Origin of the sequence: Blastomonas ursincola, from assembly GCF_013607875.1 — a bacterium.
In the GTDB taxonomy this organism is placed as follows: domain Bacteria; phylum Pseudomonadota; class Alphaproteobacteria; order Sphingomonadales; family Sphingomonadaceae; genus Blastomonas; species Blastomonas ursincola.
The window spans coordinates 168330-185595 of sequence record NZ_VDES01000001.1 but is presented as its reverse complement, the minus strand read 5'-3'; the positions used below and the strand labels follow the sequence as shown (position 1 = coordinate 185595).

Genomic DNA, 17266 nt, shown 5'->3' with positions numbered 1-17266 from the left:
AAACCTGTGATCACGCAAGAAAGGCAGCATATTGGGTCCGCCAGGCCGCCACTTCTGCTGCAAGCTCGGGTGGTGGCTCATCGCCCGACAGAACCAGCTCTGCCACATCGGCTTCGGGGTGCATCAGCATCTTGCGCTTGCCGTCGCTGAACCAGACCGCCACCGGCCGATCGCAAATGGCGTCGAGCACCCGTGCCGCCATGCCGCTGGCGATCGCATCGCTGCCGGGCAATGCCAGCACGGTGAGGGCAATGGCTTCGAATGGATGGCGCGCCTCGCGGTGAAAACTGACCGAGACGATCAGGCCCGAGCGATCGGGGCGTGCTTCATCGGGCAAGGCGGCGAGCCTGCGCCAGGCGCAGAACCAGGTCCGGCAGATCGTCGGTCGCACCGCATGAATGCTGCACCCGTTGGCGGTCAGCTGCGGGCAGGGCGTGCCGGCAGCCTTTGCTAGATCGGGCGTGTCGACCTTGAGCGTCACGCAGCACGCCGTGCAGCCACCGCATTCGCGGTTCGCCAGCACCGGGCCCAGCAACAGGGTCTCAAGATCCGTGGGGTCCGCCATATGCAAAGCTGTGACGGTCGGCGGGGATGATTGCAAGCGGCCCGGCGATCAGCGCCAGTGAATCCACTCGCCATAGGGATGGCAGGTCGCGAGGAACCGCTGCTCACCGCTTGGCCAGCACGTCAGCGACAGCCGCACCTCGCTGCGATCGGGCGTCCATTCGAGGCTGATCCACGCTAGCGGCTTACGCTCGGTCGCGAACTGGCCCGACTGCACGATGATCTCCGCGAGGCGTGCGCGCTGCGGCTCGGGCAGATACTGGCGGAACATCGAATGGAAGACGACACGGCAGGTGTCGGCCGATTGCGGTGCCGCCAGCTTCTGCGCGATCCAGTCGAGAGCCTCGGCTTCCTCGATTTGGGGCGGGTGCGCGCGGGCGATATCGAGCGCATGCTCGAGCCGCGCGATGCGGTGGTGTTGGTCCGCCCAGATGAACGCCAGTAGCCTTTCGCAGCTATCCGCATCGCGGGCGTTGAGCGGGTGCAGATCGGCCCCGCTGGCCGACAGGATGCTGACCGGCGCGGCGACCGGTTGCGGGCCGCGCCACTCGGGGGCGATTTGCAGCGCCGACGCAGGGTCGCCCGCCTTCACTCCGCCCAGATCAAAACCATAACGGCCAAGATTGAGGTTGAGGCCGCAACTGGTCCCCAATTCGAGCAATTCGAACGGCAGGCCATAACGGTCTGCGGCCACCATCAGCGCTGCCATGAGGGCGGCGGAGCGGCCGACTTCGTTGGTCTGGGTCGGATCGCGCAGCCATTGCAGAATGAATGCGTCGGAATGCGCCAGCCCAATCGCCAGGGCGCGATCGAAATCGGCATGTTCGCCCCGGTACAATGCGCTGAGCTCGGGGACGGTGCCGCGCCGGGCCACAGCGTGGAGCGCGCCGTTCAGCCGCATGGCGAGCGCCGCTGCGGCGCGGTCGCCCGGCCAGGTCGCGATGACCGCTTCGGTCATCGGGGCATGGGAAAGCTGGCGTTCGGCGGCCTCGAGAACGCGGGCGACGAAGTCCGACCCTAGGCTCCGGCAGACGGCAGCCTGACGCGACAGCTCTGCATGTACGGGTGCCAGTGCCAAGGGCGCGATAGGTGTTATCGGAGATGCCTTGGCCCGCGGCGGGTGCGTCGTTCCGGCGATATTCTCTTTGGAAATGAGTGCAGACATGATTCTCGCCAACGAACAAGTCGGCAAACACTCCCGACCCCCGTCCAACTGGCTAGGTAATCAGCGTAAACAAGTGGTTAACAAAGTCGGGATGGCGCGTCACGACTTGACCTGTTCGGCATAATGCGAATCGTTGATTGGCTGGTCGAGGCCCGGCGAATCGGAGCGCGGTCAGCAGGGCAAGGGCATCGAGACCGATAAGGCGGCGCCAAATTGCCCATTCTTGCTAATTTTGCAATCATGATCGCAATAATTGCAAATATCGAAAAATCAACACGTTATATTTTATGCAAAGGTTCGCATACAAACATTGCGGGGCGAGCGATCAGAGGGTCAGTATCGGGCGAACCGTTGGATTTGAGCCACTTTCCCCCCATTTCTGGGCTATGTTTCAAGCTTAAAAAGAGGGAAAGGGCAAGTATTCGCTGAGCGCAGTGCGTTTAACTTTGCTTTAAGCATGCAAACCTAACCGCTGGCCCATCCAATAGTTTTGGGGGGCTCAAAGTGAAATCTCTTACTACTGCAATCTATAGCTGTGCATCGACTGTCGCGATCGTTGCTGCGTTTGCAGCGCCGGTGGCGGCGCAGGAAGACAAGCCGCAAACTGCCTGGGAGGCCAGCCGCACGGTCGATGAAGGCGATGTCGTTACCACGGGCGTGGCGCGCGGCCGCGACCGTCTGAACAGCGCCACGTCGACCAGCGCGATCAAGGAGAACGACATCGTTCGCCTGGCGCCGCGGTCGCTGGCCGAGCTTTTCCGCAACATTCCGGGGATCCGCGTCGAGGCTGCGGCCGGCGAGGCGCAGAACAACTATACCGTCCGCGGGCTGCCGATGGTCAATGGTGCCAGCAAGTACATCCAGATCCAGGAAGATGGCCTTCCGGTGATGGAATTCGGCGATCTGATGCGCCTGACGCCCGATATCTTCGTCCGCGCCGATTTCAATGTCGGCCAGGTCGAATCGATCCGCGGCGGATCGGCCTCGACCTTCGCCTCGAACGCGCCGGGCGGCGTCATCAACCTCATCTCGAAGACCGGAGAGGTCGAAGGCGGGTCGGTGATGGCGACGGTGGGTGTCGACTTCGAAAGCTATCGCACCGATTTCGACTATGGTGGCCAGCTGGGCGATGGCTGGCGCTTCCATGTCGGCGGTTTTTACCGTGAGGGCGAGGGAATCCGTGAAACCGGTTTCAACGCCGCGCGCGGCGGTCAGGTGAAGTTCAACGTCACCAAGCAGTTCGATGGCGGCTATATCCGCGTTTATGGCAAGCTGCTCGACGACCGCGTACCGACCTTTACCGGCACCCCGCTGCTGGTGACCGGCACCAATGCCGATCCTTCGTTCCGCGATCCTGCCGGGGTCAGCAGCCGCACCGATTCGCTGCTTTCGCCGACGCTGCCGGTCGTGCTGACGCTCGGCTCGTCGGGTCAGGTCCGTCGCCGCAATTTCACCAACGGTGTCGAGGCGAATGCCAAGACGCTCGGCTTCGAAGCGCAGTTCAGCCTGGGTGACTGGACCGTCACCAACCGCTTCCGTTACGCCGATCAATCGACGCGCAACACCACGCTTGTCGTCTCTTCGGCAGCGCCGGCTGCGCAGTTTGCCTCGCGCTTTGGCGGCGCTGGCGGAGCGTTCCGCTATGCATCCGGACCGCGTGCCGGGCAGCCGTTCAGCGCTGCGGGCGGCAATGGCCTGGTCGCCCTGTCGTTTTTCTCCGACAATGACGCGCCTGATGTCAGCAACATGACCAACGATCTGCGCATCAGCCGGGTCTGGCCCGTCGCTGGTGGCGATCTGACGACCACCGCGGGCCTGTATCGTTCGAACCAGAAGTTCATCTCCGAAATCGGCTTTGCCACGTTCTTCCAGGACGTTGTGGGGGGAGGCCAGGCGGTGCCGCTCGACCTCGTCACTGCGGCAGGCGCTCTGGTCACCGATGGCGGCTATCGCAATTTCGGTGGCCCGGGCGCTGCGGGCAACATCCGCGACAATGCCGTGACCTATCAGACCACTGCACCCTTTGCCTCGGTCAACTTTGCCAAGGGCAAGATCGCTATCGGTGCCTCGGTGCGCTGGGATAACAGCCGGGCGCGGGGCAATGCGATGAACGACAGCGGTGTCCGCACCTTCGACATGAACGGCAACGGCGTCATTTCGGCACCCGAGCGCCTGGTGTCTTTCGTCCCTGTTGGCGTGACCCAGCCGGTCCGTTACAGCCACGACTATCTGTCTTATTCGGTCAGCGTGAACTATCGCATCGCCGAGCCTTTTGCGATGTTTGCCCGTTACAGCCTGGGTGGCCGCGCGGCTGCGGACAAGATCCTGTTTACCTCGGCCATCAGCCCGACAACCGGCGGGCTGCTGAACCCGGCGGCAGGCGATGACAGTGTGCGTCAGGCGGAGATCGGGCTGAAATACCGCAAGGATGGCCTGGTCCTCAATCTGACGGGCTTCCACGCCAAGACCGACGATACCAACTCGCAGATCCTGACCAATCCCGCCACGGGCCAGCTCGAGCTGCTCTCGGTCACGCGCGGCTACGAGGCCTATGGTCTCGAATTCGAGGGCGGTTTCCGCCGCGGTCCGTTCAGCATCACGGCGCACGCGACCTATACCGAAGCGGAAATCAAGAGCGCCGAGAATCCGGCCCTGGTGGGCAACATCCCGCGCAACCAGCCCAAGCTGCTGTTCGGGGTTACGCCGCAATTCGACACCGACCTGTTCACTGTCGGTGCCAACATCATCGGGGTGACCGACAGCTTCAGCCAGGACGTCAACCAGCTGCGCATGCCGGGCTACACCACGGTTGGCCTGTTCGCTCAGGTCCGTCCGATGGAGCGGCTGGAGCTCAGCATCAACGCCAACAACGTGCTGAACGAGCGCGCGATCACCGGAATTTCCGAAGGAGCGATCCCGGCATCCGGCGTGGTGATGGCGCGGCCGCTTTTCGGCCGTTCGATCTCCGCATCGGCGCGCTTCTTCTTCTGATCGGTGCGCTGACGGCTCGTCCCTTGTCTGCTGGCAAGTCGCCAGCGGCAGGGGGCAGCCGGCGACAAGTTTGTGGCGCTCGCGGGGCTGTTAAGCGTCGCGGGCGCCGCGCTGTGTCAGGCGCGCAAGGGGCTCGCGGAAACCCCTGATTTTCGGGCGTTTCGCGTCAGACAACATTTCCCGGCAACTTGGTCAATCGGCGTTAACCACGCTTTAATTGGAATCAAATAGGCCGGTTGGGAAAGTGTTTTACAGCAGGGGCAATTCATGAATTTCTTCAAATATCACGGTTCGACTTGCACGGCCGCCGTCGCCATCGCGATGGTCGCCATGGCCACGCCGGCCCTGGCCCAGGAAGACAAGCCGATGACGGCCTGGGAGGCGAGCCGCACCGTCGATGAAGGCGATATGGTCACTACCGGCGTGGCACGTGGCCGTGACCGTCTGAACAGCGCGACCTCGACCAGCGCGATCAAGGAAAACGACATCATCTCCATCGCGCCGCGATCGCTGGCCGAACTGTTCCGCAACATTCCCGGCATCCGCGTCAACGCTGCGACGGGCGAGGGCGGAAACAGCTATACCGTGCGCGGCCTGCCGCTCGTCAACGATGGCGCCAAGTACATCCAGCTGCAGGAAGACGGCCTGCCGGTCCTCGAATTCGGTGACCTGCTCACCCTCACGCCGGACATCTTCATCCGCGCCGACCTCAATGTCGCGCAGGTGGAATCGATCCGTGGCGGATCGGCATCGACCTTCGCCTCGAATGCTCCGGGTGGCGTGATCAACCTGATCTCCAAGACCGGAGAGGTCGAAGGCGGATCGGTGATGGGCACGGTCGGCATCGATTTCGAAAGCTATCGCACCGATTTCGATTATGGCGCGCGTCTCGGCGATGGCTGGCGCTTCCATGTCGGCGGTTTCTATCGCGAAGGTGAAGGTCCGCGCGAAACCGGCATGAACTCGATGCGCGGCGGCCAGGTCAAGTTCAACGTCACCAAGCAGTTCGATGGCGGTTATATCCGCGTCTATGCCAAGCTGCTCGACGATCGGGCACCCAGCTTCATCAACACGCCGCTGCGCGTCACCGGCACCAATGCCGATCCGTCCTATTCGGACGTCGCCGGTCTCGACACCCGCACCGACTCGCTGGTCTCGCCGCTGCTGCCCAACTCGCTGCGTCTGGGCACCTCGGGCACGCCGACGCGCCAGACCCTGGCAGAAGGCACGCACTCCAAGTCCAAGTCGCTGGGCTTCGATGCGCAGTTCAGCCTGGGCGAATGGTCGGTCACCAACCGCTTCCGCTATGCCGACCAGTCGCTGCGCAGCCTGATCCTGTTCCCCTCGGCAGCGGCACCGGCGGCAGCATTTGCTACCCGCTTCGCCGGCCCGGGTGCGACCGCCAGCTATGCGGCGGGTCCGCGCGCCGGCCAGCCCTTCGACCCGTCGGGCAACGGCCTGCTCAACGTCTCGTTCATCGTCGACTCCGATGTTCCCGATGTCAGCAACATGACCAACGACCTGCGCGTCAGCCGGGTGTGGAATGTCGGCGGCGGTGATCTGACCACGACGGCGGGCCTGTACCGTTCGAGCCAGGAATATGTCTCGGAAATCGGCTTCACCACCTTCCTGCAGGACATTGTGGGCGGCGGTCGGTCGGTCGCGGTCAACCTGCGCACCGCCACCGGCATCCCCGTCACCGACGGCGGCATTCTGGTCTATGGCAGCGCGGGCGGCGCCGGCAACTCGAAGAACACCGATCTCACCTATCAGGTGACCGCGCCGTTCGGTTCGTTCAACTTCGCCAAGGGCAAGATTGCCATCGGCGGTTCGATCCGCTGGGACAATGTCCGCGTCCGCGGCAACATCATCAACGATACCGGAACGCGTCCGTTCGACATGAACGGCAATGGCGTGATTTCCGTGCCGGAAAGCCGCGTTGCGTTCATCCCCAACAACGTGACCTTCCCGGTCAACTACAACCATGATTATGTCTCGTACTCGCTGAGCACCAACTATCGCGTGTCCGAGCCGTTCTCGATCTTCGCGCGCTACAGCCGCGGCGGTCGCGCAGGGGCGGACAAGATCCTGTTCACGCCGGCGGTCAGCACCGTGACGGGCGCGCTCGTCAACAGCGTTGCGGGGCATGACGTGCTGCGCCAGGCAGAACTGGGCCTGAAATATCGCAAGGACGGCATCTTCCTCAACCTGACCGGCTTCTATGCGCTGACCGACGAGACCAACTCGCAGCTGCGCACGAATGCCACGACCGGTCTGGCTGAACTCGCCACGGTCGCGCGTTCGTACAAGGCCTATGGTCTGGAGTTCGAGGGCGGCATCCGCCGCGGTCCGTTCAGCGTTACGGCGCACGCCACCTATACCGAGGCGGAGATCGATGCTGCAGAAACCCCGACGATCGTCGGTAACATTCCGCGCGGTCAGCCCAAGCTGCTCTACGGAATCCGTCCGCAATTCGACAGCGACATGTTCTCGGTCGGATTCAACGTGATCGGACAGACCGGCAGCTTTGCGCAGGACGTCAACCTGCTCCGTCTGCCTGCCTTCACCACGGTAGGCGCGTTTGCCCAGTTCCGTCCGATGGAGCGGCTGGAATTCAGCGTGAACGCCAGCAACCTGTTGAACGAGCGCGCGATTACCGGCGTGTCCGAAGGCGCCATTCCGGCAGCGGGGGTCGTGATGGGACGCACCATGTACGGCCGCACCGTGTCGGCATCTGCAAGGTTCTTCTTCTGATGCGCGGCCTGCCTCGGGACATCGCACCAGCCGCATTCCGGCTGTTCCGGCGCCCCGGGGCGGGCGCCCATACCACCTGGACCACAAAGGCTTGATCATGCTGAACAAACTGAACATTCCACGGAAGCTCAGCCTGTCCTTCCTGATGATCTGCAGCTCGGCTGCGCTGATGATGATCGTCTTCGCCGTCAATCTGTGGATGATCCAGTCATCGACGGAGCAGAACAATCATTCGCAGCTCATCTACGGCAAGGTCCAGGTGCTTGAGACCTCGCTGCTCCGGCAGAACAGCCAGTTTCGCGGCTATCTGGTGACGGGTGACGAGAGCTATCTGAAATCCTATTACGAGGGCCGCGACGAGTATGACGCCGCCGCCAAGGAACTGGAAACGCTGATCGTCAACCCGGCGCATCTGAAGCTGCTGGAAGAGGCGCGCAGCGAAACGCTGGCCTGGCGCAAGAACTGGGGCGACAAGCTCATCAAGTGGACCCAGCAGGGCCGCGGCGAGGCTGCGGTCGAAGCGGTGCGCAACGCCGGCAAGGCCGTGCTGGTGAGCAAGGCGGTGCTGCCGCTGCGCGACATTCGCGACGCCGAGCTGGCTTCGATCGAGCGGAACTCCGCGCGGCAGGATTCGGCGCTGACCTCAGCAACCGTCGCGCTGGTCATCGGGGGTATCGCGCTGATCGGTATCGCTATTGGTCTTGCGGTTGCGCTGAGCCGCGCCATCGCGCTGCCGATCACCCGTCTTACCGACGCCATGGCGAGCCTGGCGGCGGGCAAGAACGCCATCGATGTCGACGTGAACCGTTCGGACGAGCTGGGCGACATGGCCCGTGCCGTCGTGGTGTTCCGCGATGCCGCCGTCGCCAAGGCGCGCGCCGACCAGGATCAGGCCAATGTCGTCACCGCGCTCGGCAAGGGCCTGGAGGCGCTCGCTTCGGGCGACATGACCTATCAGATCACCGAGCCTTTTGCGGCCAATTATGACGGTCTGCGCATGACCTTCAACCGCACGGTCGAGGGGCTGGAAACCAGCCTGTCGAGCGTCGCCAGCTCGGCGCAGAGCGTGCACAACGGCGCCGGCGAAATCCGTGCGGCGTCCGAGGATCTGTCGCAGCGCACCGAGCAGCAGGCGGCCAGCCTCGAAGGTGCGGCCAGCGCGATGGACAAGGTGACCGGCATGGTCAGCGAGTCCGCCAGCAGCGCCAAGACGGCACGGATCGAGATCGACACCGTGCACAAGGATGCCAATGAAGGCGGCCAGGTCGTCGACAAGGCGGTGAGCGCGATGGATGCGATCGAGCGCAGTTCGCAGGAGATCGGCCAGATCATCAACGTCATCGACAGCATCGCTTTCCAGACCAATCTGCTGGCGCTCAATGCCGGGGTCGAGGCTGCGCGTGCGGGTGAATCGGGCAAGGGCTTTGCGGTCGTCGCCAACGAGGTTCGCAGCCTCGCCCAGCGCTCCGCCGATGCCGCCAAGGACATCAAGGCGCTGATCACCGCCTCGAGCGAGCAGGTGCAGGAAGGCGTCAGCCTGGTCGCGGAGACCGGCAAGATGTTCGACCGCATCATGGGCCGCATCGGCGATGTGAGCCGCATGGTCGCAGAAATTGCCGAAGGCGCGGAAACCCAGTCGTCGAACCTGCGCAGCGTCAACACGTCGGTCGGCGACATGGACAAGATGACGCAGCAGAACGCCGCGATGGTGGAGGAAACCACCGCAGCTGCGCGCACGCTGGCATCGGAAGCCGACGAGCTCGCCTCGCTGGTCGGCCGCTTCCGCCTGAAGACCACGCACGGCCGTGCGGCGGCGCCGGCAAGCTCGGGTGGCTTCAGCCGACCGGTCGCCAAGCCGCGCCCGATTCCGCGCACGAGCGGCAATCTGGCGCTCAGCCCTGCGGTCGATGACGACGACTGGAGCGAGTTCTGACGAACCGCTGATATGCGCATGAAACGGGAGGAGGGGCCGGGCTTGCAAAAGTCCGGCCCCTTTTTTGCGTAGGCATATCAATCCGTGACGCCGGTAAGTGGCTTGACCAATGATCATGACCGCAGTGCCTGGTCTGCAACATCGGGTGGCTACGAGCGGGTGAAACCGCGCCGAGATCGGTCCTATCACAGCGCCCTGATTCCTGAGGAAACGCCTGATCGATCCTGATTGATCGAGCGAGGATGGGGTGGCGCGATTCAGGCGGTCCCGATAGCGAGCATGGCACAAATGCGGGCAAAAAAGGTCCTGTCCCGGCTCTTCACTCAACCGGTGTAGTGCAGCATCCATCAAGTGGATTGATGGGATTCGATGCAACATTTGGATTTGCATGGCCTGGCCAGCTATGCAAATTGGCAATACCAATGAAAAACAGGGAGGATTTCTGATGTCTGCAGCAAGGCCGTTTGGCATCCACGCATCGCGCGCCGCCATCGCTCTCATGTCCGTGGCGATTGCCTTTTCCTCGAGCAGCTACGCGCAGGACGCCGACGCGACCGAAGAAGCGAGTAGCGATGACAATGTCATCATCGTCAGCGCGCAGAAACGCGATCAGAATATCCTTGATGTGCCGGCGGCCATTTCCGCTGTCGGGCAGGACGTTCTTCAGGCGGCCCAGGTCGACCGGTTTACCGAATTGACCGCGATCTCTCCGTCATTGACCATCACCACCAGTGGCAATCGCAACCAGAACCCGATCTTCCTGCGTGGCATCGGCACGTTCAGCTTTTCGACCGCTGCCGAGCCCGCCGTGCTGGTGATGATCGATGACGTTCCGCTGCTTCTCCCCGGACAGGCGCTCAGCAACTTTGCCGATGTTGCGCGGATCGAGGTGCTGCGCGGTCCGCAGGGCACCCTGTTCGGCAAGAGTGCATCGGCCGGCGTGATCAGCATCGTCTCGCAGGCGCCTGCGAATGAACTGACCGGCTTTGTCGAGGCCTCGCTCACCGATGATGAGGAGTTCCGTGTCCAAGGCGTCATCTCGGGGCCGGTTGATGAAAATGGCGGCTTCCGTATTTCCAGCTTCTATAACAATTTCGACGGCTTTCTGCGCAACACCTTCACCGGCAACATGATCGGGCAGGAGGAATCCTGGGGGCTGCGCGGTCGGTTCGATTACGAGGTCGGCCGGGCCCAGATTCAGCTCACTGCGGATTACAGTGAATTCTTCGACAATGGTGGCGACAATACCTTTCGTCAGGTTACCCGGACGCGCGCCGATGGAACACCGGCGAACCGCCAGCTGGACCTTACCGGCATCACGCCTGGTCCGACCAATCGCAGGCTTCGCATCAACGACGAGGCGGTCAACGATTCCAAGCAGTTGCTTCTGTCGAGCCGGTTCAGCCTCGATCTCGACTTTGCCACGCTCACCTCGATAACCAGCTATCAGTCCTGGAAATATCGGGCGCAGAATGACCAGGATCTTCAGCCGATCCGGGACAGTTTCCAGGATTCCGTCTACGATACCCGCACCGTCACGCAGGAGCTGCGGCTGACCTCGCCGACCGATGGCGATTTCGACTATATTCTGGGGGTCTATATTGCGGATGGTGATACCGACAGGAGCTTTGTCCGCCTTGCCCCGAATACCCCGCCGCTGCGTCAGAATTGGGATTCCAACGCGTCGGTCCGCAACTATGCTGCCTTTGCCCAGCTGGGCTATGACATCTCGCCCAAGACTTTGGTGTCGCTGGGCGCGCGCCTGAACTACGAGAAGATCGACGTCTTCTTCCAGGACAATCGGACGGCGATACCAGGCATTTTCCGGGGATCGGATTCGGACACGGCCTTTACCGGAAAGCTGTCGCTCCAGCACTTTTTCGACAGCGGGATCATGGCCTTCGCTTCGGTCGCGACCGGATACAAGGGGCAGGCCTATGACATTTCTTCGGGCTTCAACCAGCGCCGTGCCGACAATCCGATCCGGTCGGAAAGCAGCGTCGCCTATGAAATAGGCCTCAAGGGCGATGCGCTTGACGGCAAGGCGCAGTTTCAGCTGGTCGGCTTCTGGGTCGATTACGATGATTTCCAGGCGCAGGGCATCAACAACGAGCTGATCGTTCCGCAGTTCGAGTTGGTCAATGTCGGCAAGCTGCGCACCCGGGGTATCGAGCTGGAAAGCTCGATCCGGCCGACCGATGGCCTCACCGTGTTTGCGTCGGGCGCCTATGTCGATGCGCAGATCAAGGAATTTTCCGGCGCGAACTGCTATTTTGGCCAGACCGTGGCACAAGGATGCGTCCGCAATCCGGCAAGCGGCCTGTTCTCGCAGGACCTGGCGGGCAAGCAGCTCAACAATTCGCCCGACTTCAAGTTCAATGTCGGCCTGATCTACGAAAAGCCGATTTTCGGGGATGTCGAGCTGGTGCTCAACGGCAATTACACCTGGCAGAGCGGTGTCAATTTCGACATCGGCAACAATCCGCGGACGAAGCAGCCGGCTTATGGTCTCGCCAATGCCTCGATCGGTCTGCAGGGCGATGACAAGAACTGGCAGGTCAGCCTGTTCGTCAATAATCTGTTCGATCAGGATTACGTGACGCAGATCATCGACGATACCTCGACGCGCGTCGATCCATTCATCCTGCTGCAGCAGATTCCGCGCAACGCCAGCCGCTTCTTCGGCATCCGCGCCCGCTTCGGCTTCTGATCGGCCAGAGGAAAAGGGCCGCCAACCGTTGAACGGCTGGCGGCCCTCTCTGTCTATTGGCGCAGTTGCTTGCTGAGATATTCCAGATCCGTAGCCGCCGCTTGCCAGGTCGCAGTGAACATCCCATTCGCGCCGAACAGCGCCTCGGCAATGCCTTCCCTGCCATGCGCCTGCCATAGCGCCCCCAGAGCCTGTGCCTGCGGATCGTCCACCGCGCGTCGATCGCCGCGCACATGGCGTATCCAGGCTGCCAGCGCCTGCAACGTGGCCGGACTCGAACGTCCCGCCGCCTGGCTGGTCGCCAGCGGTTCGAGCCAGCGCTGCGGAATCTTTTGTGATCCATCCATCGCGATCTGCATCAATTTGTGCTGGAGCGCGCTGTTGGCGAAACGGTCTAGCAGGCTGCCCGCATAGGCGACCGTGTCGATGCCGCTCGCCGGTTCGAGCGTCGCGGCTGCTTCTTCGCGCATGATCGTCTCGATCACCGGGCGGATCGCCAGGTCTGCGACGGCCTGGTGGACGAATTCATGCCCCGCATCGAGCCCCAGATAGGCGAGCGCGGAATGCGCGCCGTTGAGCATGCGCAGCTTCGCCGCCTCATAGGGACGAACGTCATCGACCAGCTGCGCGCCGACAGCCTCCCAGCGCGGGCGCGGGCCGGCGAAATCGTCCTCGATCACCCATTGGGTGAACGGCTCGGTGATGATCGCGCCCTCGTCCTCGAGACCGATCTCTCCGGCGACCCAGGCGCGGTCCTCCATCGTCATCGCGGGCACGATCCGGTCGATCATCGTCGCGGGGCAGCGGCAATGTGCGTTGAACCAGTCGGCCAGCGTTGGATCGGTCGCCTCGAGATAGGCGCGCATCAACAGCCTGAGCTGGCGGCCATTGTCGGCGAGATTGTCGCAGCTGAGCAGCGTCAGCCCCGGAAGGCCCGCTGCCCTGCGCCGGGCAAGACCTGCGGCGAGAAAGCCGTAGATCGTGCGTGGCACGGCGCCGGACAGATCGGATGCCAGAGCGGAATTGTCGGTATCGAGCGACCCGTCGGCGCGGCGGACATAGCCTTTCTCGGTCACGGTGAAGCTGACGATATGCGTGTCCGGGCTCGCGATCGCGGCGATGACGTCATCCGGCGCTTCGGGCGCGACGATGACCCGGGCGACCGAGCCGATCAGCCGCATCGCCACCGCATCGGATGACCGCTCGACCAGCGTGTAAAGCCCGTCCTGCGGGTTGAGCTGTGCTGCCACATCGCCCGAGCGCAGCGACACGCCGATAATGCGCCAGTCGCGATCGCCTGCCGCCATCGCCGCGTCGGTATAGGCAGCCTGATGCGCCCGGTGGAATGCGCCGATTCCGAAATGGACGATGCCGCATTTCTGCGCTGCCGGGTCATAGCCGGGGCGCTCGACACTCGCGGCCAGCTGCGCCGCCGTCTCGCGGCCCAGCCTCACAGCTTGTAGGCCTTTTTGGCGAGATTGTAGCTGAGCTCCTGGGCCAGCTCCGCCGCCTCCCATTCCTCGATGCGGTGCTCCGCGACCAGCTGTGCCAGGAAGCCGCAATCGATCCGCCGCGCGACATCGTGCCGCGCCGGGATCGAGAGGAACGCGCGGGTATCGTCGTTGAAACCGACAGTGTTGTAGAAGCCGGCGGTCTCGGTCATCGCATGGCGGAAACGGCGCATGCCCTCGGGGCTGTCGTGGAACCACCAGGCCGGGCCCAGCTTGAGCGCCGGATAATGGCCCGCCAGCGGTGCCAGCTCGCGTGCATAGACCGATTCGTCGAGCGTGAAGAGAATGATGGTCAGGTCCGGATTGTTGCCGTGCCGCGCCAGCAACGGGCGCAATGCGTTCACGTAATCGGTGCGGCTGGGCATGTCGGCGCCCTTGTCGCGCCCGAAGCGCGCGAATACCGCCGGATTGTGGTTGCGGAAGGCGCCGGGATGGATCTGCATCACGAGGCCATCCTCGGCGCTCATCGTCGCCATTTCGGTGAGCATCTGCGCGCGGAACAGCTCGGCTTCGCCGGGGGTCACATCCGGGCGGATCACGCGTGCGAACAGCGCCTCGGCCTCGTCGCGCGGCAGGTCCGCCGTCTGTGCGGTCGGGTGGCCGTGGTCGGTCGAGGTCGCGCCATGCTGCGCGAAGAACGCGCGGCGCTTGCGGTGCGCGGCGAGATAGCCCGACCAGCTGAACACGTCCTCGCCGGTCAGTTCGCCGAAGCGTGCCAGATTGTCCGCAAAGCCCTCGAACTCGGGATCGACCACCGGGTCGGGACGATAGGCAGTGAGTACTCGGCCCTGCCAACCGCTCGCTGCAATGGCCTGGTGATGCTCGAGCGTGTCGATCGGCGACTCGGTCGTCGTGATGACCTCGATCCGGTACCGCTCGAACAGTGCGCGCGGGCGAAAGGCCGGGGTGGCGAGCTGTCCGGTAATATGGTCGTAATAGTGATCCGCCGTTTCGGCATCGAGCTGGACATCCAGGCCGAAGGCCTCGGCAAACACCCAGTCGAGCCAGATGCGTGAAGGCGTGCCGCGGAACAGGTGATAGTGGCTGGCAAGGATGCGCCATGCCTCGCGCGGATCGACTGCAGGGGCATCGGGTTTAGACACCGGTGTCAGCCCAAGAGACTCCAAATCGATCCCCTGGCTGTAAAGCATGCGGAAGACATAATGGTCGGGCTGCAGCAGCAGCGCGGTCGCGTTCTCGAATGGCGCGTCGCTGGCGAACCAGGCCGGGTCGGTATGGCCGTGCGGGCTGATGATCGGCAGATCGCGCACGCTTTCGTAAAGCCGCCGGGTGATGCTGCGGACATCGGGATCGACCGGAAAGAGGCGGTCGGGGTGAAGCTGTAACGGTCGTTGTGTCATGTCAGAGTTGCGCTGCCCTTGCATAGCGTTCGCGGGTCGAGGCGACATTGCGCCGCGCGGCTTCAATAGCCTCTTCCTCGGTCGCGAACAGCAGGTGATTGATAACGGCGGACATATGGCCGCGCATTGCCGCCCGCGCCGCTGCAGGATCGCGCGCGCGCAGGGCATCCAACACCGCCTTGTGCTCTTCGACCACCGGCTGGACATTGGCGGTGCGTGCCTTTTCGAGCAGCAGCGCGCAATTGGGCGAGGTCGACCGCAACCGCCACATTTCCTCGATCTGGTTGCGGATCACCGCATTGCGCGTCGCGGTGGCGATCAGCATGTGAAAGGCCTGGTCGGCATGCGTGCTGCCGCCGGGCATAAGGTTCTCGCGCTCGATCTCGGCGACCAGGCGTTCGAGCTCGTCCAGTTCGTCTTCGCGAATGTGCACCGCGGCAAGCGCCGCCGCTTCGCCCTCGATCAGCAGCCGCGCCTCCATCAGCTCGAACGCGGTCACGGTGAAGCCCGGTGCGTCGGTTTCGCCCGGCAGCTTGCGCACATAGGCGCCCGAACCGATGCGCACTTCGATCAGCCCCTGGACTTCGAGCGCGATCATCGCTTCCCGAACAGCGGGACGCGAGACATTGTACTGGACCGAAAGCTCGCGCTCGGCGGGCAGGCGGTCACCCACGGCATAGCGGCCCGCGACCAGATCGGAAAAGAGATCCTTGGCCAGCTTCTGGTAGAGCCGCTCGGGCGGCGGCACCGCCTCGATCGCGGGGGCGTTCTTCCTGGGTCGCGCCATGTGCAGCAGCTCCTGATCAAAGGCCTGACCAATTGGATGCAATCGGCCACGGAATTCCCATGCCACAGCCGCCAAGCCCACGACAAGGCCTAAAGCATGGTCCGGCGCTCGCATCATCTCCCCTGTTAGGCAGCGTTTTGGAGCGTTAGGCGCCAGGATCGGGCTGGTTTCAGACACATTCTGGAAAATAGGTATTACCAATTGTGTTGCATTTGATGCGTCGGGCGTTACCAATGGCGGCAGACGAGTTTCAGCAGGGGAGAGGCGTATCTCATGAAGATACAATCGGCCAAAGTGATCGTGACATGTCCCGGACGCAATTTCGTGACGCTCAAGATCGAGACCGATCAGGGCGTGTACGGCATTGGCGATGCGACGCTGAACGGGCGAGAGCTGTCCGTCGTCTCCTATCTCGAGGATCATGTCATCCCCTGTCTGATCGGCATGGACCCGCAGCGGATCGAGGATATCTGGCAATATCTCTATCGCGGTGCCTATTGGCGGCGCGGCCCGGTGACGATGCGCGCGATCGCGGCGGTCGACATGGCGCTGTGGGACATCAAGGCGAAGATGGCGGGCATGCCGCTTTACCAGCTGCTCGGCGGACGCAGCCGCGACGGCGTGCTGGTCTATGGCCATGCCAATGGCAGCGACATTGCCGAGACGGTCGAGGCGGTCGGCCATTATATCGACATGGGCTACAAGGCGATCCGCGCGCAGACCGGCGTTCCCGGTATCAAGGACGCCTATGGGGTAGGCCGCGGCAAGCTCTATTACGAGCCGGCGGATGCCAGCCTGCCCTCTGTCACCGGCTGGGACACGCGCAAGGCGCTGAACTATGTGCCGAAGCTGTTCGAGGAGCTGCGCAAGACCTATGGTTTCGACCAACATCTGCTGCACGATGGGCATCATCGTTACACCCCGCAGGAAGCGGCGAATCTCGGTAAGATGCTCGAGCCCTATCAGCTGTTCTGGCTCGAGGATTGCACTCCCGCGGAGAACCAAGAGGCGTTCCGGCTGGTGCGCCAGCACACGGTCACCCCGCTGGCGGTGGGCGAGATCTTCAACACCATCTGGGATTGCAAGGACCTGATCCAGAACCAGTTGATCGACTATATCCGCGCCACCGTCGTGGGGGCAGGGGGGCTCACGCATCTGCGCCGGATTGCAGATCTCGCCAGCCTGTACCAGGTGCGCACCGGCTGCCACGGGGCGACCGACCTGTCGCCGGTCACCATGGGCTGCGCACTGCATTTCGACAGCTGGGTGCCCAATTTCGGCATCCAGGAATATATGCGGCACACCGAAGCCACTGACGCCGTCTTCCCGCACGATTACCGGTTCGAGGCGGGATTGATGTATTGCGGCGAGACGCCTGGCCATGGCGTCGACATCGATGAGGCGCTGGCGGCGAAATATCCCTACAAGCCCGCCTATCTGCCCGTTGCGCGGCTCGAGGACGGGACGATGTGGAACTGGTGAGCGCTGCT

Annotated in this window: 10 protein-coding genes; 5 read left to right on the top strand and 5 right to left on the bottom strand. The window is 63.1% G+C overall.

Annotated elements, in window-relative coordinates; genetic code table 11:
- Window positions 1–10: 10 nt before the first annotated feature.
- Both FG486_RS00950 and FG486_RS00945 read right to left on the bottom strand, forming a co-directional pair.
- Window positions 11–565, bottom strand: coding sequence for a YkgJ family cysteine cluster protein (locus tag FG486_RS00950; RefSeq protein ID WP_181266091.1), 555 nt, complete (start codon window positions 563–565; stop codon window positions 11–13).
- Window positions 566–613: 48 nt separating this feature from the next.
- On the bottom strand, window positions 614–1729 hold the full coding sequence (locus tag FG486_RS00945; protein ID WP_082751277.1) for a DUF2332 domain-containing protein: 1116 nt from the start codon (window positions 1727–1729) through the stop codon (window positions 614–616).
- A gap of 504 nt (window positions 1730–2233) precedes the next feature.
- Between FG486_RS00945 and FG486_RS00940 the strand changes: the two genes are divergently transcribed.
- The 4 genes from FG486_RS00940 (at window position 2234) to FG486_RS00925 (ending at window position 12117) form a co-directional block, all read left to right on the top strand.
- On the top strand, window positions 2234–4720 hold the full coding sequence (locus tag FG486_RS00940; protein ID WP_338401565.1) for a TonB-dependent receptor domain-containing protein: 2487 nt from the start codon (window positions 2234–2236) through the stop codon (window positions 4718–4720).
- A gap of 267 nt (window positions 4721–4987) precedes the next feature.
- On the top strand, window positions 4988–7474 hold the full coding sequence (locus FG486_RS00935) for a TonB-dependent receptor domain-containing protein (protein ID WP_338401564.1): 2487 nt from the start codon (window positions 4988–4990) through the stop codon (window positions 7472–7474).
- Between the two features lie 97 nt (window positions 7475–7571).
- On the top strand, window positions 7572–9407 hold the full coding sequence (locus tag FG486_RS00930) for a methyl-accepting chemotaxis protein (protein ID WP_181266090.1): 1836 nt from the start codon (window positions 7572–7574) through the stop codon (window positions 9405–9407).
- Between the two features lie 445 nt (window positions 9408–9852).
- Window positions 9853–12117 carry a TonB-dependent receptor gene (locus FG486_RS00925; protein ID WP_241695544.1) on the top strand — a complete coding sequence of 755 codons (2265 nt, stop codon included), beginning with the start codon at window positions 9853–9855 and terminating at the stop codon, window positions 12115–12117.
- 53 nt (window positions 12118–12170) lie between these two features.
- Here the strand turns inward: FG486_RS00925 and FG486_RS00920 are convergent, their stop codons facing one another.
- Genes FG486_RS00920 through FG486_RS00910 form a run of 3 tightly spaced genes read right to left on the bottom strand, consistent with a single transcriptional unit; the run spans window position 12171 to window position 15776 of the window.
- Window positions 12171–13571 (bottom strand): mannitol dehydrogenase family protein, encoded by a 1401-nt coding sequence (locus FG486_RS00920; RefSeq protein ID WP_338401563.1) that lies wholly within the window; start codon window positions 13569–13571, stop codon window positions 12171–12173.
- On the bottom strand, window positions 13568–14989 hold the full coding sequence (gene uxaC / locus FG486_RS00915) for a glucuronate isomerase (protein ID WP_181266088.1): 1422 nt from the start codon (window positions 14987–14989) through the stop codon (window positions 13568–13570). The genes FG486_RS00920 and uxaC overlap by 4 nt, the downstream gene beginning before the upstream one ends.
- Window position 14990: 1 nt before the next feature.
- Window positions 14991–15776 carry a FadR/GntR family transcriptional regulator gene (locus FG486_RS00910; protein ID WP_181266087.1) on the bottom strand — a complete coding sequence of 262 codons (786 nt, stop codon included), beginning with the start codon at window positions 15774–15776 and terminating at the stop codon, window positions 14991–14993.
- A 273-nt stretch (window positions 15777–16049) separates the two neighbouring features.
- On the opposite strand from FG486_RS00910, the gene manD reads away from it, so the two are divergent.
- Window positions 16050–17258, top strand: a complete 1209-nt coding sequence (gene manD, locus FG486_RS00905) for a D-mannonate dehydratase ManD (protein WP_181266086.1) — start codon at window positions 16050–16052, stop codon at window positions 17256–17258.
- Window positions 17259–17266: the final 8 nt, after the last annotated feature.